24 protein-coding genes are annotated in these 25,519 nt (G+C 62.8%); 20 read left to right on the top strand and 4 right to left on the bottom strand.

Annotated elements, in window-relative coordinates; all coding sequences use genetic code 11:
- Positions 1-13 precede the first annotated feature (13 nt).
- Genes JF545_RS08295 through edd form a run of 3 tightly spaced genes read right to left on the bottom strand, consistent with a single transcriptional unit; the run spans position 14 to position 3,925 of the window.
- Positions 14-1,063 carry a D-hexose-6-phosphate mutarotase gene (locus JF545_RS08295; protein WP_206941239.1) on the bottom strand — a complete coding sequence of 350 codons (1,050 nt, stop codon included), beginning with the start codon at positions 1,061-1,063 and terminating at the stop codon, positions 14-16.
- The gene (gene glk / locus JF545_RS08290; RefSeq protein WP_206941237.1) at positions 1,060-2,028 is read right to left on the bottom strand and encodes a glucokinase; all 969 of its coding nucleotides are present in this window, start codon (positions 2,026-2,028) and stop codon (positions 1,060-1,062) included. Before glk ends, JF545_RS08295 begins: the two co-directional genes overlap by 4 nt.
- 7 nt (positions 2,029-2,035) lie before the next feature.
- A complete protein-coding gene (edd, locus tag JF545_RS08285; RefSeq protein ID WP_206941235.1) occupies positions 2,036-3,925 on the bottom strand; it encodes a phosphogluconate dehydratase in 1,890 nt (629 codons plus the stop codon).
- 213 nt (positions 3,926-4,138) lie between these two features.
- On the opposite strand from edd, the gene JF545_RS08280 reads away from it, so the two are divergent.
- From JF545_RS08280 to lpxL, 20 genes are all read left to right on the top strand, one after another.
- Positions 4,139-5,317, top strand: a complete 1,179-nt coding sequence (locus JF545_RS08280; RefSeq protein WP_206941233.1) for a GNAT family N-acetyltransferase — start codon at positions 4,139-4,141, stop codon at positions 5,315-5,317.
- A gap of 271 nt (positions 5,318-5,588) precedes the next feature.
- Positions 5,589-6,962 (top strand): sigma-54 interaction domain-containing protein, encoded by a 1,374-nt coding sequence (locus JF545_RS08275; protein ID WP_224908422.1) that lies wholly within the window; start codon positions 5,589-5,591, stop codon positions 6,960-6,962.
- A gap of 938 nt (positions 6,963-7,900) precedes the next feature.
- Complete coding sequence (locus tag JF545_RS08270; protein ID WP_206941231.1) at positions 7,901-8,251, top strand: hypothetical protein; 351 nt, start codon at positions 7,901-7,903, stop codon at positions 8,249-8,251.
- Positions 8,252-8,256: 5 nt separating this feature from the next.
- Positions 8,257-8,826 (top strand): hypothetical protein, encoded by a 570-nt coding sequence (locus tag JF545_RS08265; RefSeq protein ID WP_206941229.1) that lies wholly within the window; start codon positions 8,257-8,259, stop codon positions 8,824-8,826.
- A 2-nt stretch (positions 8,827-8,828) separates the two neighbouring features.
- Complete coding sequence (locus JF545_RS08260) at positions 8,829-9,509, top strand: hypothetical protein (protein WP_206941227.1); 681 nt, start codon at positions 8,829-8,831, stop codon at positions 9,507-9,509.
- Between the two features lie 75 nt (positions 9,510-9,584).
- A complete protein-coding gene (locus tag JF545_RS08255; RefSeq protein WP_206941225.1) occupies positions 9,585-10,718 on the top strand; it encodes a hypothetical protein in 1,134 nt (377 codons plus the stop codon).
- Between the two features lie 84 nt (positions 10,719-10,802).
- Complete coding sequence (locus JF545_RS08250; RefSeq protein ID WP_206941223.1) at positions 10,803-11,507, top strand: C39 family peptidase; 705 nt, start codon at positions 10,803-10,805, stop codon at positions 11,505-11,507.
- Between the two features lie 67 nt (positions 11,508-11,574).
- A complete protein-coding gene (locus JF545_RS08245) occupies positions 11,575-12,363 on the top strand; it encodes a hypothetical protein (protein WP_206941221.1) in 789 nt (262 codons plus the stop codon).
- Between the two features lie 234 nt (positions 12,364-12,597).
- Positions 12,598-13,674 carry a transporter gene (locus JF545_RS08240; RefSeq protein ID WP_224851990.1) on the top strand — a complete coding sequence of 359 codons (1,077 nt, stop codon included), beginning with the start codon at positions 12,598-12,600 and terminating at the stop codon, positions 13,672-13,674.
- 274 nt (positions 13,675-13,948) lie between these two features.
- A complete protein-coding gene (ftsB, locus tag JF545_RS08235; RefSeq protein ID WP_206941219.1) occupies positions 13,949-14,287 on the top strand; it encodes a cell division protein FtsB in 339 nt (112 codons plus the stop codon).
- Positions 14,284-15,012: a 2-C-methyl-D-erythritol 4-phosphate cytidylyltransferase gene (gene ispD / locus JF545_RS08230; protein WP_206941215.1), complete on the top strand. Its 729-nt coding sequence runs from the start codon at positions 14,284-14,286 to the stop codon at positions 15,010-15,012. The genes ftsB and ispD overlap by 4 nt, the downstream gene beginning before the upstream one ends.
- Before the next feature lie 26 nt (positions 15,013-15,038).
- Positions 15,039-15,572, top strand: coding sequence for a 2-C-methyl-D-erythritol 2,4-cyclodiphosphate synthase (gene ispF, locus JF545_RS08225; protein ID WP_277987379.1), 534 nt, complete (start codon positions 15,039-15,041; stop codon positions 15,570-15,572).
- Positions 15,569-16,777: a tRNA pseudouridine(13) synthase TruD gene (truD, locus tag JF545_RS08220; RefSeq protein ID WP_206941211.1), complete on the top strand. Its 1,209-nt coding sequence runs from the start codon at positions 15,569-15,571 to the stop codon at positions 16,775-16,777. The genes ispF and truD overlap by 4 nt, the downstream gene beginning before the upstream one ends.
- Complete coding sequence (gene surE, locus JF545_RS08215) at positions 16,774-17,520, top strand: 5'/3'-nucleotidase SurE (protein WP_206941209.1); 747 nt, start codon at positions 16,774-16,776, stop codon at positions 17,518-17,520. The genes truD and surE overlap by 4 nt, the downstream gene beginning before the upstream one ends.
- Positions 17,507-18,172 carry a protein-L-isoaspartate(D-aspartate) O-methyltransferase gene (locus JF545_RS08210; RefSeq protein WP_206941207.1) on the top strand — a complete coding sequence of 222 codons (666 nt, stop codon included), beginning with the start codon at positions 17,507-17,509 and terminating at the stop codon, positions 18,170-18,172. The genes surE and JF545_RS08210 overlap by 14 nt, the downstream gene beginning before the upstream one ends.
- Positions 18,173-18,207: 35 nt before the next feature.
- Positions 18,208-19,125: a DUF368 domain-containing protein gene (locus JF545_RS08205; protein WP_206941781.1), complete on the top strand. Its 918-nt coding sequence runs from the start codon at positions 18,208-18,210 to the stop codon at positions 19,123-19,125.
- Between the two features lie 28 nt (positions 19,126-19,153).
- Positions 19,154-20,290, top strand: a complete 1,137-nt coding sequence (locus JF545_RS08200) for a peptidoglycan DD-metalloendopeptidase family protein (RefSeq protein ID WP_206941205.1) — start codon at positions 19,154-19,156, stop codon at positions 20,288-20,290.
- A gap of 111 nt (positions 20,291-20,401) precedes the next feature.
- On the top strand, positions 20,402-21,397 hold the full coding sequence (gene rpoS, locus JF545_RS08195) for an RNA polymerase sigma factor RpoS (protein ID WP_206941780.1): 996 nt from the start codon (positions 20,402-20,404) through the stop codon (positions 21,395-21,397).
- 291 nt (positions 21,398-21,688) lie between these two features.
- Positions 21,689-22,798, top strand: a complete 1,110-nt coding sequence (alr, locus tag JF545_RS08190; RefSeq protein ID WP_206941203.1) for an alanine racemase — start codon at positions 21,689-21,691, stop codon at positions 22,796-22,798.
- A 45-nt stretch (positions 22,799-22,843) separates the two neighbouring features.
- The gene (gene lpxL / locus JF545_RS08185) at positions 22,844-23,764 is read left to right on the top strand and encodes an LpxL/LpxP family Kdo(2)-lipid IV(A) lauroyl/palmitoleoyl acyltransferase (RefSeq protein WP_206941201.1); all 921 of its coding nucleotides are present in this window, start codon (positions 22,844-22,846) and stop codon (positions 23,762-23,764) included.
- A 193-nt stretch (positions 23,765-23,957) separates the two neighbouring features.
- On the opposite strand, the gene JF545_RS08180 is transcribed toward lpxL, so the two are convergent.
- Positions 23,958-25,310, bottom strand: a complete 1,353-nt coding sequence (locus tag JF545_RS08180; protein WP_206941199.1) for a DUF2254 domain-containing protein — start codon at positions 25,308-25,310, stop codon at positions 23,958-23,960.
- Positions 25,311-25,519 lie beyond the last annotated feature (209 nt).

Here is a 25,519-nt window from a genome sequence, read left to right as displayed (position 1 = left end):
GGCTCCTCGGCGATCAGTCGTTGGCCAATGATAGGGTGGTGCCGAGCATGTGCTGGGCTCCAGGTACCAGCCACACCGGGTCAAGGCGGGTGTTGGCGGATTCCACACACAGGAAGCGACGTGCGGCGTCGAGGGGAGTGTCCGGGTTGGGAGACTCGCCCGGGTTCCACACCACCACGGAGTCGCTGTTCTGACGAGCGATGCGCAGGCGCCGGTGGCCGTCATCCAGCACCACCTCGGCGTTGGAGTGGTAGATCCGGTCAATGCCCTCGCGCACGCCTAACTCGCCGATCTGCTCGCTCTCGGCAAAGCCCTTGAGCTTGTCCAGGTAGCGGGCGCCAGCCAGTCCTTCGACGCGGCAGGCAAAGACCTGATCCACGGCCAGATAGCTATGCAGCGCGGCAGTCATCTTGACCGGGGTTTCCCCCAGGTGCTCGGTGATCAGCTCGACATGCAGGCGCTGGGCGTTGGCCTGGACCACGGCGCGGGGATGAAGCTGGCTGTGCAGTCGCTGAGGCAGCGACAGATGCACCTCGACGCCGTCCTCGTGCTCATCCACCGCATCCAGCTGCCAGTCAGCCTTGCGCGCCGGACCGTGCATCGGCCCAGAACGATCGGCAGACTCGTCCGCCGTGTTCTCGTCGGCAAACCATGGCCAGCACAGCGGAATCCCGCCGCGGATGGCACCCGGCACCTGCTGGGGCGTCGGCGTTACCCACAGCCAACCTCCGGGCACCAGCGGGTCATCCGCACCGCTATCGACACCGCCGTCAGCGGCTGACGCGGGGCCGGACGCGGAAGAAGAAGCGCCTGCGGCTCGCGCGGGGTTGGACGCGGAAGAAGAAGCGCCTGCGGCTCGCGTGGGGTCGGACGCGGAAGAAGAAGCGCCTGCGGCTCGCGCGGGGTCGGGCGCGGGTAGATAGTGCAGTACCTGGGCCCCCTGGAGCGAGATCGCCAGCTGCCCCCAGGACTCGTTGGCCACCCAGACCTCACGACCGGCCCAGTGGATACGGCCCTGGCCTTGCACGTCATTGATCAAACTCTGCAGCGTTGCCGGAATCATTCGACCTCCTCGTTGTGGAGCGCCTCGGCGGCGCCCAGCAAGCCCGTCCAGGGGGCCTTGACCACCTGGATGGAGATGGCTTCGTTGTAGGGGCGCATACGGCCCTTGCTGCTGAAAGCGCTGAGAAAACCACTGTGGGGTAGCCAGTCCACCAGTCTCGGCACGATACCTCCGCACAGATAGACGCCCCCTCTGGCTCCCAGGGTCAGGGCGGCATCGCCTGACACATCACCGAGGATCTTGAGAAAGCGCAGGATGGTATCACGCCCCAGAGGGTCACCGCTGTTGGCCGCGCTGGTCACCTCCGCCGGAGATGACGCCAGTGCCGGCTGGCCGTCCATGTCGGCCAGCACGCGGTACAGGTCCAGCAGACCCTGGCCGCACAGGATGCGCTCCACGCTGACCCGCCCGTAGCGGCGGTGAAAGTGGCGATAGATGTCCAGCTCAAGCTCATCCGTGGGGGCAAAGCTTGCGTGTCCGCCCTCATTGGGCAAGGGCACCCAGGCACGCCGCGCCGGGAACACGCCCGCCATGCCAAGGCCAGTGCCCGGGCCGATCACCAGGCGCGCGGCATGCTCGACCTCGTCACCCGTCTGAATGCTGACCAGCTCATCGGCAGCGACATGGGGGACGCCCAGGGCCTGTGCCATGAAGTCGTTGATGACCTTGAAGTTATCGAGCCCCAGCTCGCGTCGTACATCACTCTTGAGAAAATCCCAGTGATTGTTCGACATGCTGACCCGTTCGGCGTGTACCGGACAGGCGAAGGCCAGACAGGCTTCCTTCGGCGCATCCTGGCCGCTGGCACCTGCTTGGCTCAGGTAGTCCTGAACGGCCTCGACCACTCCCGGATAGTCGGCGCAGGGAAGCGTCATGATGTGGTGGGGGGCAGGGTGGTCCGGCGACACCAGCGCAAAGCGCGCGTTGGTGCCGCCGATATCCCCGATCAGCGCTTGACGTGTCATGGCGTGGTCAGGCGTCCTCGTCGTGAATCTGTTGCTGCTGGCGCACCAGGTCGTCGGCCTCGAAACCGCCAAATACGCCAGCACCTTCCTCTGCGCCCATGGCCAGATGACGGAAACCGCCGAACAGTTCACGTCCCAGGCCCACATGATAGTGGTCCAGTTCGGCCACGCGCTTCGGACGATCCTGCCACTCGGCATTATCGAGCTGCACGGACAGTTCGCCCTTGTCAGCGTCAAGGCGGACGATATCGCCATCGCGCAGTTTCGCCAGGGGGCCACCGTCCAGCGCTTCCGGTGTCATGTGAATCGCTGCCGGCACTTTACCTGACGCACCCGACATACGGCCATCGGTGACCAGTGCCACTTTGTAGCCGCGGTCCTGGAGCACGCCGAGGTAGGGGGTCAGCTTGTGCAGCTCGGGCATGCCGTTGGCCTTTGGCCCCTGGAAGCGCACCACCACGATCACGTCCCGGTCCAGCTCCCCCGCATCGAAGGCCGCCTTCAGGTCATTCTGCTCCTCGAAGACCTTGACCGGGGCTTCCACGATGCGGTGCTGGGGCTCCACTGCCGAGACCTTGATGACGCCGCGGCCCAGGTTGCCCTGCAGCACATTTAGACCTCCCGTCGGGGCAAAGGCATTGGCCACCGGACGCAGCACATCCGTGTCGAGGCTTTCCAATGGGCCTTCACGCCATACCAGCTTGCCGTCTTCCAGGAAGGGTTCCTGGGTGTAGGCGGTGAGGTCGTCGCCGAACACGGTGGGAATGTCGCCGTGGATCAGGCCCGCGCCAAGCAGCTCGCGAATCAACAGACTCATGCCGCCTGCGGCCTGGAAGTGGTTGATGTCGGCCTGGCCGTTGGGGTAGACCCGCGTCAGGCTGGGTACCGCCGAGGACAGCTCCGAGAAGTCGTCCCAGGTGATCGTGATGCCAGCGGCAGCCGCCATGGCGACCAGGTGCATGGTGTGGTTGGTGGAGCCACCGGAAGCCAGTAGCCCGACCATCGCATTGACGATGGCGCGTTCATCGATCTGCCGATAGAAGGGGCGGTAGTTGCCGCCGGGCTCGGTGTTACGGATGGTCTGTTCGGTGGCAAACCGCGTCAGCGCCTCGCGCATCTGGGTGCCGGGGTTGACGAAGGAAGCCCCGGGCAGGTGCAGCCCCATGAATTCCATCATCAGCTGGTTGGAGTTGGCGGTGCCATAGAACGTGCAGGTGCCCGGACTGTGATAGCTCTCGGACTCGGCCTCCAGCAGTTCGTCGCGACCCACCTTGCCCTCGGCGTACAGCTGGCGGACCCGCGCCTTTTCCTTGTTGGGCAGGCCACTTGGCATGGGGCCGGCGGGAACGAAGGTGGTGGGCAGATGGCCGAAGCGCGCAGCGCCGATAAACAGGCCCGGCACGATCTTGTCACACACCCCGAGGTAGAGTGCGGCATCGAACATGTTGTGGGACAGGCCTACGGCGGCCGCCATGGCAATCACGTCACGGGAGAACAGTGATAGCTCCATGCCTGGCTGGCCTTGCGTGACCCCGTCGCACATGGCGGGCACGCCGCCGGCGAATTGTGCGGTGGACCCCATCTGGCGAGCGCTCTCCCGAATGGTCTCGGGAAAGGTTTCGAACGGCTGGTGGGCGGACAGCATGTCGTTGTAGGACGAAATGATTCCCAGGTTGGCGCTGTTCATCAGTTTCAGCTGATTCTTGTCCTCGCTACCGCAGGCCGCGAAGCCATGAGCAAGGTTGCCGCAGGACAGTTCCGCACGATGAACTCCGCGACGATGCTGGGCCTCCATGCGCTCCACGTAGAGCGCACGCCTCTCACGAGAGCGTTCGCGGATGCGTTCGGTAACGCGGGCAACAGTGGGATCGAGCGAAGAAGCTTGCTGGCTAGCCATGGTCAACCTCAGACGTGTTGATGCGGGTCAGGTATGTAACTTTACCAAACATTTGACCGCATTCCTCCCTTTTAACCGAATGCTTTGGTCGAATATGTAGTTATTTTACGGGAGTGAAGGGTGGGTTTCTCACCTTTACCGGTGAGCAGCGGCGTCCTGCCGTAAAGTCTGGCACTCTGTGGCGCAATCGCAAAGCGCTAGGAGGCAGTTGTGATGCCAATACCCCCTCTGGCCAACAGCAACGATCAGGAACCGGCGCTGGAGCTGCGCCGACTGACGGCCATGGCGGAGATACCGGCCCACCGCTGGAACGCCGTCGTCGGGCCGGACTATCCCTTTGCGCGCCATGAGTTTCTGCATGCGCTGGAGGCGACTGCGGCGGTGGGAGAGGGAACGGGGTGGCTGCCCGCGCACCTGACCCTGTGGCGAGGAGATCGTCTCGTCGGGGCGTTGCCCTGGTATTACAAGGAGCATTCCTGGGGCGAGTATGTGTTCGACTGGGCCTGGGCCGATGCCTGGGAGCGAGCAGGAGGTCGCTACTATCCGAAAGCGATCAGCGCCATACCTTTCACCCCAGCTCCTGGGCCGAGACTAGCCCTGGCCGAAGGCGAAGACCCTGGTGCCGCCATAAGGCTGTTGGCCAGCCAGTGGGAGGCCGACGATAGCCTATCAAGCTGGCATCTGCTGTTCGCCGAAGACGATGAAATCGCTCATTGGCAACAGGCCTGCCCTGAGCTCATCCCGAGGAAGGGACAGCAGTTTCAATGGCGCGACCGGGGATTTGGCGACTTCGATGGCTATCTTGCTGCCATGACCTCAAGGCGCCGCAAGGAAGTGCGGCGAGAACGGCGTCGGGTCGCCGATCAGGGCATACGCATGCGCCGGCTTCAGGGTCGCGACATCGATGAGACCGCGATGCACCATTTCTATCGCTGCTACCGCATCACCTATCTGGAGCGAGGCAGCGCCGGTTATCTCAGTGAACCCTTCTTCCAGCAGCTACGGCGCAATATGCCGGACAGCTTGGTGTTGATTCAGGCGCTGGTTGACGAACGCCCGGTCGCCGCAGCGCTGTGCCTGCAAGGTGGCAACACCTTGTATGGCCGCTACTGGGGCAGTGAGGTCATGGCAGACTGCCTGCACTTTGAGACCTGCTACTACCAGGGGATCGAACATTGCCTGGAGCAAGGTCTGACGTGTTTCGATCCCGGTACCCAGGGCGAGCACAAGGTGGCTCGCGGCTTCGCCCCCAGGCGTTTGACCTCCCTGCATCACATCGCCGACCCGCGCCTTGCTGACGCGGTGCAGCGCTTTTGTCGAGAAGAGGCCCTGCATGTGGACGGCTACGTCAAGGCTGCCGAGCGTGGATTACCGTTTCGAGGCAGCGAGTGATACGGTGCTATGATTCAACCGATAAGAATGTAAGACAACGACGACATACCGACGAAGCGTATCCAGGCAACCCAGTGGCCATCTTGGCCGTCACTTACCGGACGGCAGTACCGACCCGGCGTGATGTCGCAAGGTAACGAGCGTGATGTCCATGGGGCTGGTGCCGGCGCAGCGTGTCAAGGTTGTGCCGATTGGGCCATGGATCGCGCGATTGCCGTGATCATGGCCTGCTGGGCGAGGCGTCGGGTTCAGGGGACACACGATGGATGTGATGCCGCGGTGCAGTTGGTGGATCGGCAATCCAGAGGGGGACGCCGGTCATCTGCTGAAAGGCTTGCAGAGCAGTGGATGGCAGATGCATCCCCTGATCACCCCCTTGTCCGATTGCCGGTTACAGGTAGATGACCCTTGCCAGGTAGGGGTGATGGTGCTGGGGGATCTGTCCAGCCATGATCTCAGGCACCTGGAGCCGCTGATTCTCAAGAGCGAAAGGCCCTGGATTGCGGTGGGCTCGGAAGAACAGATAGGCGATGCCGACAAGCGCCGTATCATGGCCCATCTTAGCCATTCGCTGGTGTCACCCCAGGTCGATATCTTGCGTCTGTCGATTCTTCTGGAGCATGCGTCCGAGTTGGCGCGCCTGCAGCAGCGCGATCGAGAAGAGCAGAGCATGTCGACCAGCGCAGAAGATTCCGAATACGAGTTTGTCGGCACGACCCCGGTCATGTGGAATCTGTTCAAGACCATCCGCAAGGTCGCGGTGGTCGATGCGCCTGTCTTTATCAGCGGGGAATCCGGCACCGGCAAGGAGCTGACCGCCCAGGCCATCCACGAGCGCTCGGCCAGGTCACGAGAAGCGTTCCATGCGATCAATTGTGGAGCCCTGCCCGAGCATTTGATTCAGTCTGAGCTGTTCGGTCACGAAAAGGGCGCCTTCACGGGGGCCACCCAGCGCAAGATTGGACGCATCGAGGCCGCTGACGGGGGCACCCTGTTTCTCGATGAGATTGGCGACTTGCCCTTGGAGCTGCAGGTCAACTTGTTGAGATTTCTGGAGATGCGTTGCATCCAGCGTGTCGGGGGACTCGACGATATCCCCGTGGATGTGCGCATCGTAGCGGCGACCCATGTCAATCTGGACCTGGCGGTCAAGGAGGGGCGCTTTCGCGAGGACCTCTACCACCGTCTTAACGTGCTCCAGGTCAAGGTGCCTGCGCTGCGGGAGCACTCCGAAGATATCGAGATCCTGGCGCGGTTCTTCTTCGAACGCTTTTCCAGCGAAAAGGCCTCCTGTCTGAAAGGCTTTTCCCGCGAGGCGCTGTCGGTGATGCAGCGCTACCACTGGCCGGGCAATGTGCGTGAGCTGATCAACCGGGTGCGGCGGGCCATGGTGATGTGTGAAAACCGGCTGATTCAGCCGGAAGATCTCGGGATCGAGCGTCGCGGCCTGAACAGGCACCAGATGACCCTGGAAGAGGTGCGTGAAGAAGCCGAGCGGGATGCCCTGCTCTCGGCGCTGGGGCGCAACAAGTACCGGGTCAATGCCGCGGCCAAGGAGCTGGGAGTCTCCCGAGTGACGATCTATCGCCTGCTCGACAAGCACGGTATTTCCCGAACCCCGCCCCAGGAGGCCGCCTTCTCTTAGGGAGGCGGTGCCCCTTTTCTCGCCTGAAGCTGTCGATTCCTTGAGGCCTGCTCAACCCCATGTCGGTGGACAGTGAGGCCAAACAAGCGCTCTCTAGCCTTTTTCCCATGCCCCGCGCCGACATGACTGTCTCGGCGTTCAAGGGTGGCACTGGCTCAGGGCCGATACCCTGCAAGGCCCCGCGATGGCGGGGCCTTTGCGTGTCTGGCAAGCCACTTTCTCCCGAGGTTGACCTGCTGATACCGCCCCCCCGATGGAGGTCGCGAAATGAAGGCCGTCCAATGGCGGCCATGTCGTGAAAGCCAGGTAGTGAAAACCTGCTAGTGAAAACCAGGTAGTGAAAGCCATGCAGTGAGCTGAAGTGAGCCTGAAGGGGCTCGAAACAGAAACTGTATCGTGAGTGAAACAGCATAATTGCATCCCGCCTCATGTCCTTCGATTCTTTTTTCATCCAATAAAAACAGTTGCTTGCCGATGGCTTTTGGTTCTCGGAAGGCATTGGTCAGCATATCGGCTGCCCATGGGTACGTCCTTGCTGACTCGGGGGCGACGTTGGCGTAACGCATGCCAACAGCCTGTTCACCGGTGTGTCGATTTTTTTTCCTGTGCGCTGAAACCTACGATTTGTGCGGGTTCGCGTGCACTCCCTTCCTTTTCAGCTCCTGGCGTTTGGCCTCGGCGAGCTCGGTCGCGCCCAAGGCTGTACCAGTCCTGTTACTTATCCTTTAAATCCATTTAAAAACAATGGATTAAATCTCATTTTGTGCAGGTCCTTCAGGTGGTGTCTCGGCTCGTTGTATCAGCCAGTTAACAGTTTCCGACAGCGTGGAAAATAAAAGTTATTAAATATCAATGGTTTAAAAGTTGGCACGCCGTTTGCTCTGTACTTGGCGAGGAGCAAAGGGGCGCAGGGATCAACATCCGCAGGAGATGCCGACATGAACCAGATGATCGCGAAAGGCCGAATTCAGTTTCGCTGCGTAGCCAGCGCGATCATTGCGACCGCTGCGCTAGCCGCGGCAGGTCAGGCCCAGTCCGACAACTCGCTGACGGATGCGACCCAGGTATTCGCCACGCCGATAGAACAGCACATCGTCAATGACGGAGCGCTGGACCAGATTCGCGGACGCTTTGTTCCCGACACAGCAATAGACGCTGACGGCGTCATTCTTTGGGACGAGCGTCCAGGGCGCGGCGCAGGGGGCGGTGGCGGCGATAGCAGCCATCGTGTCGCCAACGGCCTGAACAACCGGCAGAGCGCCACCGTCACTACGCAACGGGACTGGTGATCACCATGGGACACCTGAAAATCAACGAAGGGCAGGGGATGGAAGCAGGGCAAGGGGGCGGCGTGGTCGTGGCCTGCCAGTGGCGTCTGATGCTGGCAGCTGCAGCAGTGGCGGCTCTGACCGGTGTGGGGACCGGTCAGAGTCAGGCTGCCGAGCTACGCCCTGGGGTCCAGCCGGGTGAAATCATCGTGCTGCGAGAAGTCGAGACAGCACCCTTCGGATACGTCAATCGCGAGAGCGGCCCTATCCGAGCGCGGGCTGACCTGATGCGCAGCAGCAATATGGCGCGCAGCGCGACCGGTAGCGTCCACAGCCGTATGGGAGGCGTCACCGCCATCGTTCTCGACGATACCCGGGCCGCGAGCATCAGTGCCGGCGTCGGGCAAGGCATGAACCAGATGCACCGCGCCCTCGGCACCGGCACCCATCTTGGCAGTGGTGGCGTCGGCTCGAGCAATCGAGTGGCGACATCCGTGGGCGGCGGATCCACCGGTGGCAGCGTGATCGGAGCCACCTCAGGTATCGCCAACACCGTGACCGGGGCGCTGGCGCCCCTGACCGGCGGGAGGCGCTGAGCATGCTGACTCAACAACTAAAGCCTGAGATGGACGCCTCAGCCGAGATGTCAGCGTTGTCCTCCATACCGCTGCGGCTGACACGGGTGGTGATGTTCGCCACGGCCCTGGGGCTGGTGATGGTCAGCCCGGATTCGGCCAGGGGGCAAGACCTGGGGGTGCTGAGAAACAGCAGCGTCATCAGTGGACAGGCGCTCAGCGGTGTCAGCGGTGTGACGTCGGCCAATCTGGCCGCCGGTAGTCAGAATCTTCAATCCAGCAGCGGCTCACTGGCAACCGGTGACGCTGCCACGATCAACAATCGTCTGGTGCAGCAGGTGCGCATCGACGAGCGACTCGCCGACATGGAGGTAGGGACGGCCATAAGAGAAGGCGCCTTTGGGCAATCTTCCGGATGGATGTCCGTCAACCAGACGGCGGGAGTAGGCAACCTTCAGAGCAACAGCTTCGGCATGGCTCTGGGGAGCACGGTCAGCGGCCTGAGCGACGACAGTCTGCAACAGGTGCTGGCTCCAAGGCAGGGGCTGAACGGGGGGGACGGCAGTGACTCCAACGGCGTGACCCGCAATCTCGACATTGACGAGAGCAGTTTTGCGGGGGCCAGAGGAGTGATTCAAGTCAACCAGTCAGCCGGCACGGGGAACGCCACTCGCAATAGCTTCAGCTTTCGCTTCAACCAATAGCGTCAAGATACGAAGCAAAGGGTGACGTCAATAACAGCAGTGAATAGGCAGTACGGTTCATTCAGGAGAACGACCATGAAAACTTTCCAAAAAGCTCCGCTCGCTCTGGCCATCTCTGCACTTCTGGCCGCGCCCGCGGCAATGGCGGACAACACCTTTGACACCGATTCCTACATGGATTCCGACGTCAACAACCGCTATGACGTTCATATCAAGAACGACTCCCACACTTACAAGCGCCTGGGCGCCGTGGGTGGGTCGATCTTCTATGATCCCAACTACTCTGGCGCGACCGTGGACAGCAAGCAGTTCAGCGACAGCAATGAGGCGTCTCAGACCCTGACCAAGAACAATGCCACCCTGGGCAGCGGTGCCCTCCAGGGCGCTTCGGGCAACGTCGGCGTCAACGTGGCGGCCGGTGACAACAACCAGCAGGCCAACGACGCGGCGCTGTCATCTTCTGACGCCGCCACCGTGTTCGGTCAGTCTGCGTCGTTCTCCTTCCAGTCCGCCTCCAACAACGCCACCGGCATCAGCGGCAGCCCGAACAATGCCCGCATGGGTACCAACGCGCTGCGTAACGCCAGCGGTAATGTGGGTGTCAACGTGGCCGCCGGTATCGGCAACGCCCAGCACAACAGTCTGGCCGCGTCGGTCAACACTGCCAGCGGCAGCGCCGATGCCACCACTGGCGGCGTCCAGGCCAGCTACGGCAACACTTCTATGACTGGCGGCGAGGTCGTGACCCTGACCAACACCTCTGCCTATCTCGAGAAGACCGCACTGCGCGGTGGCTATGTGGGTGGCGGTCGCGGCTCCTACGAAGGTGAGTGGGCTCAGACCAACGACGTCTATCCGGAAATCTGGCAGGGCGGCGCTGGACACTCTGGTGGCGAGGTGCTGTGGGGCCACATCGACTTCGACGACAATGGTCCGACCGTTGGCGGCCTGAAGAACGAAGGCAAGTTCAAGGGTGAGGAAGGCGGCTCCCTGAGCTTCCGCGAGCGCGGCCGGATCAGCCTGGGTGGCGTCTCCGCTGGCTTCAGCATCGATACACGCCAGCGCCTGGTCTACCAGGAAAACAACGCCTCGCTCGGCACCAACGCCCTGGCCGGGGCCACCGGCAACATCGGCGTCAACATCGCCGCAGGTGGCGGCAACATGCAGCGCAACTCGCTGTCCATTGCCTCCAGTATGGGCGTCGAATAAGCCAGCTTCGCTAGTGTGACACTCCCCGGCCCTTGCGGGCCGGGGTTCTTTCACCACGACGTTCAGCACGAAGGGAGACCGACCATGACGCTGCCACGCTGGTCGCTGGCCACGGCAATCGCCCTTGGCCTGGCACTGCCCGCCCTCGACGGGCACGCCGCCACCATCCGCCTGGGCGGCATTGTGCCGGGGACGGTGATCAACAAGGACGTCCAGTCCATCCGTGAACGTCGCTATGAGAACCTGGTGGAGCAGCGCACCGACTTTTCCTGTGGTGCCGCGTCACTGGCCACGCTTCTCAAGTACGCCTACCAGATGTCCGATACCACCGAGCACGATGTCCTGGCGGGCATGCTCGAGGTGGCTGATCTGGAGCTGGTGCAGCAGCAGGGCTTCTCTCTGCTGGATCTCAAGAACTATGTCGAGACGCTGGGTCTCAGGGGCCGCGGCTATGAAGTCGATGGCGACACCCTGGACCAGGTATCGATACCGGTGATCGTCCTTTTGGACCTCAACGGATACAGACACTTCGTGGTCATGAAGAAGGCCAGCGGGGATCGCGTCTACATCGGCGATCCGGCGTTGGGCAACCGGGTAATGACCCGTGACGACTTCCTGGCCGCCTGGAACAACATCATTTTCGCGGTGGTGGGAGACGGTTTCGACCGCTATACCGCCTTGCTGGATCCGCGCCAGCCGTTGACGGCGCATCGTATGAAGGACGTGTTTTCTCCCGTATCACGCGAACAGATGATCGACTTCGGTTTCCGTCACGCCGAGCTGTTCTGACAACAACGATCACAAAGCGGCAAGGCTCTGCGGCGTGGTGAGGCGCCGTCGATCAGGGGGCACGAACATGATGGGACAGGACAAGGGAACAGGGGCAGGTAGGGGCGCCATGCTGTTGGCGCTGGCGTTGTCCCTGTCGATACCGGCGGCACAGGCCGCCACCACCGATTTCACCACCTTTGAAGGCTTCGCCAGTGCACGCCAGCTTTCGGATAACGAGCTTGGCGTGCAGCGAGGCCGTTTTGCCGACAAGGGGCGGCTGATGTTCTTTGGCGTGCAGATGGTCAGTGAGTGGCGCACCGCCGCCGGTGACCAGCTGGCCGCGGGCGCTCGCATGTTGGGGGATCTCAGCCGGCAGCAGCCCCGCGTCAGCTTTGAACCCACGATCACCGTCGTGGAAAGCCGAGCGGGTCTGGCGCGACTTGGCAATGGCGCCCGGGTGGTCGACCAGGGGACCGCCAATGCCTCCGGGGTCGTGCAGTCGATCCAGGCCGGCGGTGACTTCAACGTGGCCGCCAATGACCTGGTGATCGATGTGCTGGATGCCTCCAGCTTCAGCACCAGCAGCGCGAGTGGGGGAGGTACCCGAATCCGCCAGGTCGCTGGCAGCACTATCGCAGTGTCCGCGGTGGGCAACGACATGAGCGTGTCCATCGACATGCCGGGCATGGGCAACATTCGTCAGGCCATCGTGCCTGGCAGTGGACTTAGTCAGGCAATTCAGCTGTCCAGCAGTCTGCAGCAGGTGCGCAACCTCACCCGGCTGCAGCTGTATATGGGCAATCAGTCCGGCGTGGGGGACCGTGCGACGCCCGGCATGCTGAGTGGAATCAAGGCGGCAGCCGCCTTGCGTTGACAATAAATGCCCGAATCGCGGTATTTAAGACTCTTTTAACGTACACATTAACTACGCTTGAGCAGGGGTGACAGGGAACTCCTGCCGGGAGAGGAGCACGGGAGGCACGCTGGTACTGGCATGCAGGTGGGCCAGGCCTCCCCCTGACGGGCGCGCCAGACGACCGGTTGCAGGTAGCCCCTCGAGAAAGAGTGAAGAACGACAAGCGACCATTTCGGGGACAAGGAGAACGACGTGAATATCGTCATCAACAGGACGCTCTGCCCGCCCCTGGCGGGCCTTTTGCTTGCCGGTGCCGCGACACCGGTTTTCGCCCAGCAGACCGTGGGTGCCGAGCAGCAGCAGGCGCTGGAGTCTCAGGAAGCCTCGCGCAGCGTGCAGGATATCTTCCGTGAGGAACATGCGCTGTTCTCGGACCGACTGACCATCGAGCCGGGCATCACCTATACCTACTCCGATCGCGACAGCCTGGCCCTGCGTGGCTTTCTGGCCCTCGATGCGATCTTCCTCGGCGAGCTCAATCTGGATAATGTCGAGACCCATATCACCACGCTGGATATCAACACCCGCTATGGTTTGACCGACAGGCTGGAGGCCAGCATCAACGTGCCCTTCGTCTATCGGACGACCACCATCCAGTCCATCGGTGGCGAGTTTTCCACCGAACAGAATGTCGAGGAGGATGTCGACGAGGCCGGATTGGGTGACATCTCGGCGAGTCTGTCCTATCGCCTGCTGCCCGAGACCACGGAGCGGCCCGACGTGGTAGTGAGTCTCGGCGTGCGCGCACCGACCGGCAAGGACCCCTACGGGATCGAGATCGAGCAGGTCGACTCGGCGGGTAACCTCTCGGTGCCCAAGGAGTTGCCTACCGGTAATGGGGTCTGGGGCGTGACGGCTGGGGTCTCGGTGTTGAAGACCCTGGATCCTGCCATCGTCTTTGCCAACCTGGGGTACACCTACAATATCGAGGAAGAGTTCGACGACATTTCGGCAGGCGAGGGAGACCAGAAGGCCGAAGTGGACCTGGGGGACAGCATCAGCGCGGGCTTTGGTACGGCGTTTGCCTTGAACGAGCGCTTGAGCCTTGCGCTGTCGTATTCACATGAGTACATCCGCAAGACCGAGATCACTCCGGATGGCGGTCGCAAGACCGACGTCATCGGCAGTGATGCCAACATCGGTGTGTTCAATATTGGTGGTACCTACGCCATGTCCGACTCCACCTCGGTGGTCACCAACCTGGGCATCGGCATGACCGATGACGCCTCGGACATCAGCTTGACCTTCCGCATGCCGTTCCAGCTGTAACGGTAGTCGGATGCAGCATTAGTCGGATGCGTGACCCAGCGGCCGCCATGATATGGCGGCCGCTGTCGTATCGGCTCCCTGGCATATCGGCACCCTGGCATATCGACTCCCTGTCATATCCGTCCACTGCGGTAGCGAGCGGTTGTGGCCGCGGTGTGTTGTGGCGACATCGAGCCTGGGATAGCCGCCGCACGCTCCGGATGGCCCTGCGGCTCGCCCCGGATGGGCGGGCGATGGCATACTAGGCGCCGAATCGAATGTCGACGGTACCCTCATGCTCAAGACCTTGGCGATAGTGCTGCTGGCACTGCTCGCCCTGCTTCAGTATCGACTGTGGCTGGGCCAGGGTGGTGTCATGGAAATGAATGAAGTCAGCGGGCGTGTGGAAGCACTGGAAGCCCAGAATCAGCCGCTGCGTGACCGTAACTCGCGGCTGAGCGCCGAGGTGGTGGACCTCAAGACCGGTCTGGATGCCATCGAGGAGCGTGCGCGCAGCGATGTCGGGATGGTGCGCACCGACGAGCAGTTCTTCTGGGTGCCCGGGGTCGAGACGGACGTCGCGCCGTCTCCCCAGCCTGAGCCAGGCAGCGGGCAGGGAGCGAGTAGCCAATGAGTGCTGCTGGTCCACGACTGTGGTTGATCGTGCCAGCCGCCGGCGTCGGGCGCCGAGTCGGGGGCGATATGCCCAAGCAATACCGGGAGGTGGCCGGGCGTCCGGTCATGGCGCATACCCTTGAACGCCTGTATCAGGCCTTTCCCGATGCCCACCTGTGTCTTTGCCTGTCGCCGGAGGATGCCTGGTTCGACCCAGCGCTGGTGCCGTTTCCACACTGGCAGCGTGTTCCTGGCGGTGCTGAACGGGTGCACAGCGTGGTCAATGCGCTGACAGCGATCCAGACCCAGTGCCAGCCGGATGACCTGGTCATGGTGCATGACGTGGCCCGCCCCTGTGTCAGTAACGAGGACCTTCAGCTTCTGTATCAGGCGGCACTGGAGGCTATGGAGGGTGCCCTGCTGGCCTCGCCGGTGGCGGATACCATCAAGCGTGACAACGGTCAGGGACACATCGCCTGCACCGAAGACCGTCGCGGCCTGTGGCAAGCCCAGACGCCGCAGGCCTTTCGTTTTGCGCTGTTGCAGCGCGCGCTGGGGCAGGCGCTGTCCGCCGATGGCATCGGCGTTGCGCGCATCACCGATGAGGCCTCTGCGGTGGAAGCGCTGGGCCTCTCGCCCCGGCTGGTGTCAGGACGCCGCGACAACATCAAGATCACCCATCCCGAGGACCTGCGTCTGGCAGAGCTGTTGCTCTCCAGCGCGGGCACGCCGCGGGAAACGTAAGAGACTCATCGACTATGCTACTGCCTTTGCGGATAGGCCACGGATTTGACGTACATCGCTTTGGCGACGGCGACCATCTGATGATCGGAGGTGTGCGCCTGCCGTTTGCCCACGGCTTTGTCGCTCACTCCGATGGGGACGTGCTGCTCCATGCCGTCAGTGATGCGCTGCTCGGAGCCTGTGCGCTGGGAGATATTGGCCACCTGTTTCCCGATACCGATCCGGCCTGGAAGGGCGCCGACAGTCGCGACCTGCTTCGGCGCGTGATGCAGGAAGTGACCGCAGCGGGATATCAGGTGGCCAACCTGGATGCCACCTTGATGGCTCAGGCGCCCAAGATGGCGCCTCATCTCCTGGCCATGCGGGGGCACTTGGCGGAAGACCTGGGAATCGATCTCGCCGCCGTCAACGTCAAGGCCACCACGACAGAGCGCCTTGGCTTTACCGGCCGGGGCGAGGGCATCGCCGCCGAGGCGGTGGTGCTGCTGTCCGCGATCGAGGCGGTCGGTATCGACCAGCAGGGAGAACGGGAGCGGGCTCAGGGACAGGAGCGTCCATGACCGACGCCATTGTCTGGCCGCCAGAGTGGCCTCGTTATCTGGATGATCGCCTGGGTGCACCCCTGCCGGGTGAGTACCGGCAGACGCCGGACGACTTCCTGGTCGAGGAGGACCTGGGCTTTGCGCCGGAAGGGCAGGGGGAACATCTCTGGCTGTGGATCGCCAAGCGTGATGCCACCACCTCCCGGGTCGCCTCGTCCCTGGCCCATCTATGCGGCGTCACTCGTCGTGACGTGGGGTATGCCGGCATGAAGGACCGGGTGGCGGTGACGCGCCAGTGGTTCTCGGTGCACCTGCCCGGCAAGGAGGCTCCCGCCGACCTGGAAGCGCGCCTGGCCGCCGAGGGCTACCAGGTGGAAGCGCGCGCCCGCCACCCGCGCAAGCTCAAGCGTGGCGTGCATCGCGGCAACCGGTTTCGACTGAAGGTGACGGGGCCGGTGGTGCAGGATACACAGCTGGCGGCGCGCTTTGACGCGGTCATCCAGGATGGCGTGCCCAACTACTTTGGCCCGCAGCGCTTTGGTCCAGAGGGACGTAACCTCAGCCGCGCCGTGGCGGTGCTGGCGCGAGGCTGGCGCAAGCGTGATGATCGCGATGGCATGCTGCTGTCCGCCGCGCGCAGCTACCTGTTCAACGCCCAACTCGCCGAACGACTGCGCCGGGGAGAGTGGCGTCAGGTTCTCTCGGGTGACGTGATGATGCTGGAAGGCAGCCGCAGTCTGTTCGAGGTCGGCGCCAGCGAGGCGCTCGCAGCCACGTCAGCAGATAGCGTGCCAGCAGGCAGCCACGCCGCGAGCGCCGACTCAGGTAGTGGCGAGAGGCCGGCGGATGATGACCTGTCCCTGCGGCTCGCCCAGGGTGATATTCATCCTACTGCAGTGCTGTGGGGCCGCGGCGGAAGCCGCGCCCGGGCCGATGCCGGCGCGTGGGAGAAGGACGTGCTTGGCGCCGCCCCCGCACTGTGTCAGGGCCTGGAGAAGGCGGGTGTGCAGGCATCGCGCAGGGCCTTGCGGGTGATGCTTGGTGAGGCCAGCCTGGTGCGGGAAGGGGAGGCCGTGTGGTTGAGCTTTCGGCTACCCGCCGGTGCCTTTGCCACCGCCGTGTTGCGCGAGTTGATGACCCATCCGAGCCTGCAGTTTCGCACTGCGTCAGAGGTCACCACAGGTGGGCGGAACATCGCTGACGAACAAGGAGATACCCCATGAGGCGACTGCTGCTATCGAACGATGACGGCGTCCACGCGCCGGGCCTGAAGGCGCTGCATGACGCGCTGGTGCCCTACGCCAGGCTCAGGGTCGTGGCCCCTGACCGTGATCGCAGTGGAGCCAGCAACTCGCTGACGCTGTCGCGGCCGCTGTCGCTGACCCCGACCCATGATGGGTTCTACAGCGTCGATGGGACCCCCGCCGACTGCGTCTATCTTGGCGCCAATGGGGTGTGGGACGAGACGCCGGATCTGGTCATTTCCGGTATCAATCATGGCGGAAACCTTGGCGATGACGTGCTCTACTCGGGCACGGTGGCCGCCGCCATGGAAGGCAGAAACCTCGGCATGACGGCGATCGCCATGTCACTGGTCGGCGAGCACCACTTTGCCACTGCGGGAAGGGTCGCGGCGAGTCTGGTGGGAGGGCTCGAGCAGCTGTCTCTGCCGCCGCGCAGCTTGTTGAATGTCAATGTGCCTGATCTTCCTTGGGAGGAGATCAAGGGCTTCCGGGTAACCCGCATGGGCTATCGTGGACCCGCCGAGCGTCCCATCGAGGCGCGAGACCCCCGCGGCCGCGTGCGCTACTGGATTGCTCCTGTCGGGGACAACGCAGACGATGCCGATGACACCGACTTTGCTGCCGTGGCGCAGGGCTACGTGTCCATTACCCCGCTGCAGACCGACCTGACGCGCCACGCCGCGCGCAACGATGTGCAGGATTGGCTTGATGCGCTCACCTGATCTCAAAGGCGTCGGCATGACCTCCCAGCGAACGCGGGACCGGATGGTCCAGCGGCTTCGCGATCAAGGGGTGTGTGCATCCCAGGTGCTGGAGGTGATGGCCAGCGAGCCGCGCCATCTTTTCCTTGATGAAGCGCTGTCGCACCGCGCCTACGAGGACACGGCGCTGCCCATCGGTCACGGTCAGACCCTGTCCCAGCCATGGATAGTCGGGCGCATGAGCGAGCTGGTGCTGCAGGAGTCTCCCCGGCGGGTGCTCGAGGTAGGTACCGGATCGGGATACCAGACCTTGATCCTGGCGCGCCTTGTCGAGGAACTCTGGTCGGTGGAGAGGATCAATGCTCTGCATCGCGTGGCGGCATCCCGGCTGCGCCTGCTGAAAGCCCACAACGCCAGGCTGCGGTTGGCCGACGGTGGTCATGGCTGGCCGGAAGCGGCCCCTTTTGATGTCATCCTGTTGACCGCCTGTGCCAGCGAATTGCCGGAGCCCTTGCTGTCACAGCTGGTCGATCAGGGGGTACTGATCGCTCCGTTGGAGGGGCAGGACGGACAGCAGTGGCTGACGCGGGTGCGCCGCCATGGAGAACGCTATGAATACGAACGGTTGGAGCCGGTGCGCTTCGTGCCCTTATTGGAAGGAGTGATTCGTTGAAACATTCGCTTGGCCTGTTCCTGCGAGGGGCGGGAATGGGGGCGGCAGATGCCGTACCGGGAGTCTCGGGGGGCACGATTGCCTTCGTCACCGGTATCTATGAAGAACTGATCCACACGATCAAGCGTTTCGGCCCGAGCGCTTTCGGTGCGCTGCGTAGCGGTGGCCTCAAGGGGTTGATGGTTCACCTCAACCTGAGCTTCCTGCTTCCGCTGATGGCGGGCATCCTGGCCAGCCTGATCACGGTGGCCCACCTGGTGGTATGGCTGCTGGACGCGCACCCGCTGTTGCTTAATGGCTTCTTCTTTGGCTTGGTCGCGGCCTCCGCGCTGGTGGTGGGCAAGCACCCTGCCGACTGGCGCTGGTGGCACATCTTGCCGCTGGCGCTCGGGCTGGTGTTGGCCCAGGCTCTGCCGTCGCTGATGCCGCTGGTCAATGCCTTGGGCACGCCGGCGCTGGTGCTGATCGTGGGCGGTGCCATCGCCATCAGCGCCATGCTGTTACCCGGGGTTTCCGGCAGCTTCCTGCTGCTGAGCATGGGCCTCTACGATGTCGTGATGCAGGGGATACGCGGATTCGACATTCCGCTGCTGGGACTGTTCGCATTGGGCTGTCTGATTGGCCTGTTCACCTTTTCCCGGGTCCTGTCCTGGCTGCTGCAACGTCATCACACGGCCACGCTGCAACTGCTGGTAGGATTTATCGTGGGTTCACTGCCGATTCTGTGGCCGTGGCGCGAGCTGACCCGCTATCAGCTGGGATCCGATGGCCAGGTCATACCGCTGGACTACCGCTATCTGGCGCCCTGGGATTATTCTGCGGTTACCGGAGACTCCGCGCAGTTGGTGGGGGTGACCGCGCTGGCGATCTTCGGCATGCTGCTGGTGATCATCGTCGCCAGGGTCGGAGACACCTCAGCCACTCGCAAAGACACTATCGCCGGCCGCCACTAGCGGACTGCCGACAAGGAGACATCACACGATGCACAAGATTTTCGTCATCTCCAGCCTGGCTTTGGCCCTGGCAGGCTGTGCCAATCAGCAGGGTGCCAGTCAACCGGTTCAGGTCCAGGACCTGTCCTCGGCCAGAGCGGCCCAGGTGCCGGCCCAGTACACCGTGCAGTCCGGCGACACGCTCTACGGTATCGCCTGGCGGCATGACATGGATTTCCGTGAGCTGGCACGTCTCAATAACATCACACCGCCCTATCGGATCGACGTCGGCCAGACGCTGCGCCTGTCCGCCGATGGCTCCCAGGCAGGAGGCATGGCGGCCACCGGTGCTGTCGCCAGCGCCAACGAGGGCGCCGTGGCCACGCCATTGGGCCAATCCACTCCGACCAGCCAGCCCTCCGGTGAAGATCTCGAATGGCTGTTGCCGGACGGCAGCACGGAAACGGTCAGCAATGGCGCTGAGCAGGTATCGTCAGCGGCCGTGCAGGGCGCTGCCGGTGTGGCGGGAGCCAGCGCTGGCAGCCCGGGCCCTGTTTATGACTATGACAGCCCCGGAGCCGAAGGCCTGAGCGACAGTGACCAGGCCGAGCGGGCCAGACGCGAGGCCGAGGAGTCGGTGGTGGCCGCCGCCGATGAAGAGGCGCGTGAGATGTCTGAAAATAGCGAATCTGCACAATCTGGCTCGGCCAGTGAAGCGGATTCCAGCACTGCTCAAGCCGCCTCCGAGGAAGCGTCCAGCAGCGGCTCCGGTAGCGCTTCAGCCAGCACCACGCGTACCTACACGCCAGTGGACGAGGTGCCCTGGCAGTGGCCTGCCGATGGCCAGGTGGTCAGCCAATTTGGCGAAAGTTCCAGCATCACCGCTGGCATTGATATCGGCGGTCAAAAGGGGCAACCTGTCAGAGCGGCGGGTCCAGGCAAGGTGGTCTACGCGGGCAGCGGTGTAAGGGGCTATGGAAAGCTCATCCTGCTCAAGCACAACGACGAATATCTCAGTGCTTACGCCCATAACGACAGCCTGAAGGTCAGCGAGAATGACGTCGTCGAGGCCGGTCAGGTGATCGCCACGATGGGAGACAGCGACGCCGAGGATGTTCGCCTGCACTTTGAAGTGCGCAAGGATGGCCAACCACAGGATCCGACGAAATATCTTCCTTCCCGTTGAGAAACTCCACGTTTCTCCCGGATGAGCGTCACACAATAATAATCTTTGGCGTTGATCGTGGAGGTTCACGACAACGCCGGGTCGCAACCACGGGGTAGTTATACGATGAGCATGCTTGAACGGGACCTTCAGGATGTGAACCTCGATACCGTAGACGAGGCCGATGATGACGCTGTCGAGGATGTGACAGACGAGGCCGATGACATCGAGGACGCCGATGACGATTCCGAGGCCTTCGAGAAGGCTCTGGGCCGTGAGGATCGCTACGCGCGCCAGAGCCTGGATGCCACCCAGATCTATCTGAACGAGATCGGGTTCTCCCCGCTGCTGACGCCCGAAGAAGAGGTCTATTTCGGGCGATTGGCGCGCAAGGGAGACCCCCAGGGACGGGCTCGCATGATCGAGTCCAACCTGCGCCTGGTCGTCAAGATCGCGCGCCGCTACCTCAACCGTGGGCTGACGCTGCTCGACCTGATCGAAGAGGGCAACCTCGGCCTGATTCGCGCTGTCGAAAAGTTTGACCCCGAGCGTGGCTTCCGTTTCTCGACCTATGCCACCTGGTGGATTCGCCAGACCATCGAGCGGGCACTGATGAACCAGACCCGCACGATTCGCTTGCCCATCCACGTGGTCAAGGAACTCAATATCTACCTGCGCGCGGCCCGTGAGCTGACCCAGAAGCTGGATCACGAGGCGACCGCCGAAGAGATCGCCGAGCATCTGGACAAGCCGGTGGATACGGTCAAGAAGATGATGGGGCTTAACGAGCGCGTATCCTCGGTCGACTACCCGATGGGCGGCGAGAGCGACAAGCCCTTGATCGAGACCCTGACCGATGACAACGATCAGGGGCCCGAGTCGACGCTGGTGGATGGCGACGTCAAGGCCCACGTCGATCATTGGCTGGCCGAGCTGACCGAGAAACAGTGCGAGGTCGTGGTACGTCGCTTTGGCCTGCGCGGGCACGAGGCGGCAACCCTGGAGCAGGTCGGTGAAGAGATTGGCCTGACCCGGGAGCGAGTGCGCCAGATTCAGGTCGAGGCACTCAAGAAGCTGCGTCGCATGCTCGACAAGCAGGGCCTGTCCCTGGACGCCATCTTCGAGTAAGCCGAGTCGCTTGACGCCGCCGGATGGACGGCGGTTGAGCGAAGAGATCGCTCAGTGAACGCCAGTGCGGCGTGGAAACATCAACCGACTTGTTCAAGCGCCGGGCGCTGCTCTGGATCACTCCAGATGCACTCCCGGCGTTTTTTATGGGATTTTTCTAAAGAGCTCTATTTGTTGAGAAAGAACAGCTAGGTACACAGGATTTAATGGCGTTTAATGCCATGAAATGGCTCCGAGTATCGAGCATAATGTGGTGGCGAACCATCCCTGAATCCTGTCATCGGAGCCCCCATGTCCCGCCCGCTCATCGCCCATATCGACCTGGACGCCTTGCGTCATAACTACCGTTTGGCGGCCGGGCTTGCTCCCGACAGCCTGAGTGTGGCGGTGCTCAAGGCGGATGCCTATGGTCACGGGGCGGTGACCTGTGCCAAGGCGCTGGCGGGCCTGGCGCCGATGTTCGCTGTGGCGGCGATCGAGGAGGCCATGGCACTGCGTGAGGCCGGTATTCGCGAGCCTATCGTGCTGCTCGAGGGAATCTTCAGCGCCGATGAGCTGGCGCTGGTGGAGTCGCTGGAGCTGGGTATGGCCATTCACAGTGACTGGCAGCTCGAAGCGGTGCGGGCCTGGCGGCCGGCCAGGCCGGTCATGACCTGGCTGAAGGTGGACTCCGGCATGCATCGGCTCGGCTTTTCTCCCGACCGCGCCGCCGCCGTGTGGAAGGCGCTCAAGGCGGCACCTGAAGTGGTGAGGGACCTGCATCTGATGAGCCACTTTGCCACCGCCGACAGTCGCGACGACCGCTACTTCGCGCAGCAGCGAGAGATCATCATGGCGCTCGCGGAACAGCTTGATGCTCCGCTGTGCGTGGCCAACTCTCCCAGCATTCTGGCCCACGTCGAGGCCCACGGGGCGATCAACCGGCCGGGGGTGATGCTGTATGGTTCCGATCCCCTCGAACAGGCCAATGACGCCAGCCAGCAGCTGTCTCCGGTCATGACGCTGCGCAGCGAGATCATCGCGGTGCGCGAACTTGGCGCAGGTGAACCGGTTGGCTACGGCGGCCGCTTTGTCACTTCTGCGCCGACTCGCATCGGTGTGGTGGCCTGCGGCTACGGTGATGGCTACGACCGACACGCGGTAGATGGCACCCCTGTGCTGGTCGATGGTCAACGCTGTCGTCTGGCGGGCAAGGTATCCATGGACATGATGACCGTGGACCTCACCGACATGCCTCAGGCCGATATCGGCAGCGAGGTGGTGCTGTGGGGGCGCAGCCAGGCGGGTACTGTGCTCTCCGTGGATGAGGTCGCGACCTACTGCGATACCATCAGCTATACCTTGCTGACCGGGGTGCTGCCCAGGGTGCCCAGGCGTTACAATGGCGGCCATATCGACTGACGGCCTGCCTCCGTTGGTCGCCTGGACCGACCGACGAGGGATCGCATGTCAGAGGACACATCGACCAAGCCACGCTACTGGACCCAGCCCCGCTACTGGCCGACTTACCTGGCGATTGCCGGCATGCGTGTCAGTGCCTGGCTGCCTTGGCGGGTCAAGCTCGGGCTTGGGCGCCTGACGGGGCTTGCCGCCTGGCGCTTTGCCAAGCGCCGTCGCCAGATCACCGAGACCAATATTCGTCTGTGCTTTCCCGAGCTGGACGAGGCGGCCCAGGCCCGCCTGGTCAAGGACAGCTTCATGGCCAACGGTATCGGCATCTTCGAGACCGCGACGGGCTGGTGTCGCGATCCCGAGCACCTGCGCCACCGCGTGACGTTCAAGGGCCAGCAGCATATGGCTCGGGTCGAGGAGGCGGGGAAGGGCGCGCTGATCATCGGCATTCACTTTTCCACGCTGGATCTTGGCGGTGCCCTGCACTCGCTGTTTTTCCCCGCCGATGTGGTCTACCGTCCCCATGACAACCCGGTATTCGAACGCTTCATGACCCGGGCGCGCAACGGCATCTTTGGTACGGCCATCGACCGCCATGACTTGCGTGGCGTGGTGCGTCGGATCAAGACGGGACACCACGTCTGGTACAGCCCTGATCAGGATTTCGGCCGCGATGCCAGCGTGTTTGCTCCCTTCTTTGGCGTCGAGGCGGCGTCGATCAAGTTGACCGCCAAGATCGCCAAGATGACCGGGGCGCCGGTGATGCCGCTGATCTTCCATCGCAATCCCGACGACCGGACCTACAGTCTGGAATACCTGCCACCGCTGGATAACTTTCCCAGCGGAGATGAAGTTGCCGATGCGGCCCGGATCAATCAGGTGATCGAACAGGCGATTCGCCGTCACCCGGAGCAATATCTGTGGATGCATCGACGTTTCAAGACCAGGCCCAGGGGCGAGGCCAAGATCTACTGATTCGATAGGCTTTGTCCGAAAAGTCGACGAGCGAAGGTTAGACAAGGCAAAAATCGGTGAGAAAGCGCAGTTTACGAGGTGTAAATGAGCATTTTGATGCGATTTTTAACGCCGGATCACCAAGCGCAGGCACTTTTCGTAGAAGCCCTAGGCAGGCTAGCCAGGACAGTGCCCCTGGCCGGCAGCCCTCGCCTCACGCAATCTCATGCAGTCGCGCCGTCAGCTGGTCCCGAACCGGGGCCATGTCGAGGCGGTGGGCCCCTTGATCCAGCCGCTCGAGAACGAACGTCAGGTCCATGCGGTGGGCGCTGTCATGAGCCAGCGCCTGGCCAACTCTTTGTGTCATCAGTTGCAGGGTCTCGAGATGATGAGGTTCTGCAAACAGCGATAGCGACTTCAATGACTTGAGCAGCCCCAGGAGAATGCTCTGGTCGTTTGCTCCGTAGTGCAGCAGGGGCACGAAGAGGCGATGCAGCAGGCTATCGAAGCGTTCCACCGGCCAGCAGACCCTGCGCCTGCCCTGGGCATCGACCAAGGTGTTGGCGGGTTGCCAGGACATGTAGCGGCATAGCAGATCCGTCATCCTATGCAGGCAGAGCCTGGCGGTCCCAGGGTCATTGATACCCGGTGACAGCGCCTTGATGGCGACCTCCATCATCTGGGTCATGCCGTGCACGAAGTGCTCATCAATGGATTCGCCGTCGAGGTAGGTCAGCGTGGCAAGCACCTCGCTGCACCACTCCTCGTTGGGCGCATCGTCGCATTCCAGAATCATGATCGGCGTGCCTTCCACCACGTAGTCGCCAAAGCGAAAATCGAGGTGCAGGGTGCCACCGATGCTCTCCGCCAGCGCTGCCAGGCGCTCGAGATTGGCGTTCTGCACGTAGCCGGTCATCTGGGCCCTGAGGGGATGCCACGACCCCTGAGCGGGGGCGCTGGCGGGCAGATACCGCCAGGGGTCTGAGGCTTCGGTCTGACGCTTGCGCTCCATGCTGCGCTGGGTGGCGGCATGCAGGCCGGAGATCACCGCGTCGACCTGGATCGACTGCGAGGCGTTATGGATGAAGTAGACGAACAGTGCCAGGCAATGCAGGACCATGGCGCAGGCCAGGTACAGAGCCAGTGATCGCCAGGCGGCCTCGCCTTCATCGACCTCCGGGACGATCAGCAGAATCAGGATGAACAGGATGGTGCCGAGATAGTGGCCAAGCACCCACTGATTGGCGCGCTCCGTCACCAGGCCGAAGACCAGCTTGTGGGAGAAATTTCCGCCGGCCTGGGAGAGCACGGACATGACCATCGAAAAACTGAACACCATCAGCGAGATCATGCCCCCCAGCAGCGCAGCCAGCAGCGACTGAGCACTTCCTGGCGCGGTCAGGCTCAAGCGCTGAATGACGTCGGGCAAGGAGGTATCGCTGATGGGCGGCATCAATGCCAGCAGGCCGAGTGCGCCATAGATCAAGGCAGATAGTGTCGGCAGATAGGCGATGCTGGTGTAGAAGGCACGCAACAGGCGCACCGGATTCAGACTGACAGATGACATGGAAGCGTCCCGGCGGATCCTTGGTATCACCTCGGCGTCAGGACGAGGCAATGATGCATTTACACTGACGTTTATGGCGCCGGAAGGGGTGAGCTGGCAAGCGCTATCTGTCTCAGGGGGAGTGAGCGCTCAAGGCAGGGGGCGTTGCTGAGGCCGTGAGCCGGTCACAAACAGCGACGCCACCGGAGCTACCGGTGGCGTCGAGGTGT

This window comes from Halomonas litopenaei (genome assembly GCF_017303055.1).
Lineage (GTDB): Bacteria > Pseudomonadota > Gammaproteobacteria > Pseudomonadales > Halomonadaceae > Halomonas > Halomonas litopenaei_A.
Note: the sequence above shows the minus strand (reverse complement) of the source record. Positions and strands in the feature narration are given on the sequence as shown.

Bases quoted from the DNA above. Each gene is read 5' to 3' on its own strand.
- ftsB (WP_206941219.1), top strand. From the start codon at position 13,949: ATGCTCAAGACCTTGGCGATAGTGCTGCTGGCACTGCTCGCCCTGCTT.
- JF545_RS08270 (WP_206941231.1), top strand. From the start codon at position 7,901: ATGAACCAGATGATCGCGAAAGGCCGAATTCAGTTTCGCTGCGTAGCC.
- JF545_RS08200 (WP_206941205.1), top strand. From the start codon at position 19,154: ATGCACAAGATTTTCGTCATCTCCAGCCTGGCTTTGGCCCTGGCAGGC.
- ispD (WP_206941215.1), top strand. From the start codon at position 14,284: ATGAGTGCTGCTGGTCCACGACTGTGGTTGATCGTGCCAGCCGCCGGC.
- truD (WP_206941211.1), top strand. From the start codon at position 15,569: ATGACCGACGCCATTGTCTGGCCGCCAGAGTGGCCTCGTTATCTGGAT.
- surE (WP_206941209.1), top strand. From the start codon at position 16,774: ATGAGGCGACTGCTGCTATCGAACGATGACGGCGTCCACGCGCCGGGC.
- alr (WP_206941203.1), top strand. From the start codon at position 21,689: ATGTCCCGCCCGCTCATCGCCCATATCGACCTGGACGCCTTGCGTCAT.
- edd (WP_206941235.1), bottom strand. From the start codon at position 3,925: ATGGCTAGCCAGCAAGCTTCTTCGCTCGATCCCACTGTTGCCCGCGTT.
- JF545_RS08210 (WP_206941207.1), top strand. From the start codon at position 17,507: ATGCGCTCACCTGATCTCAAAGGCGTCGGCATGACCTCCCAGCGAACG.
- JF545_RS08295 (WP_206941239.1), bottom strand. From the start codon at position 1,063: ATGATTCCGGCAACGCTGCAGAGTTTGATCAATGACGTGCAAGGCCAG.
- lpxL (WP_206941201.1), top strand. From the start codon at position 22,844: ATGTCAGAGGACACATCGACCAAGCCACGCTACTGGACCCAGCCCCGC.
- JF545_RS08280 (WP_206941233.1), top strand. From the start codon at position 4,139: ATGCCAATACCCCCTCTGGCCAACAGCAACGATCAGGAACCGGCGCTG.
- JF545_RS08255 (WP_206941225.1), top strand. From the start codon at position 9,585: ATGAAAACTTTCCAAAAAGCTCCGCTCGCTCTGGCCATCTCTGCACTT.
- JF545_RS08260 (WP_206941227.1), top strand. From the start codon at position 8,829: ATGCTGACTCAACAACTAAAGCCTGAGATGGACGCCTCAGCCGAGATG.
- JF545_RS08245 (WP_206941221.1), top strand. From the start codon at position 11,575: ATGATGGGACAGGACAAGGGAACAGGGGCAGGTAGGGGCGCCATGCTG.
- JF545_RS08180 (WP_206941199.1), bottom strand. From the start codon at position 25,310: ATGTCATCTGTCAGTCTGAATCCGGTGCGCCTGTTGCGTGCCTTCTAC.
- JF545_RS08205 (WP_206941781.1), top strand. From the start codon at position 18,208: ATGGGGGCGGCAGATGCCGTACCGGGAGTCTCGGGGGGCACGATTGCC.
- JF545_RS08275 (WP_224908422.1), top strand. From the start codon at position 5,589: ATGCCGCGGTGCAGTTGGTGGATCGGCAATCCAGAGGGGGACGCCGGT.
- JF545_RS08265 (WP_206941229.1), top strand. From the start codon at position 8,257: ATGGGACACCTGAAAATCAACGAAGGGCAGGGGATGGAAGCAGGGCAA.
- rpoS (WP_206941780.1), top strand. From the start codon at position 20,402: ATGCTTGAACGGGACCTTCAGGATGTGAACCTCGATACCGTAGACGAG.
- glk (WP_206941237.1), bottom strand. From the start codon at position 2,028: ATGACACGTCAAGCGCTGATCGGGGATATCGGCGGCACCAACGCGCGC.
- JF545_RS08250 (WP_206941223.1), top strand. From the start codon at position 10,803: ATGACGCTGCCACGCTGGTCGCTGGCCACGGCAATCGCCCTTGGCCTG.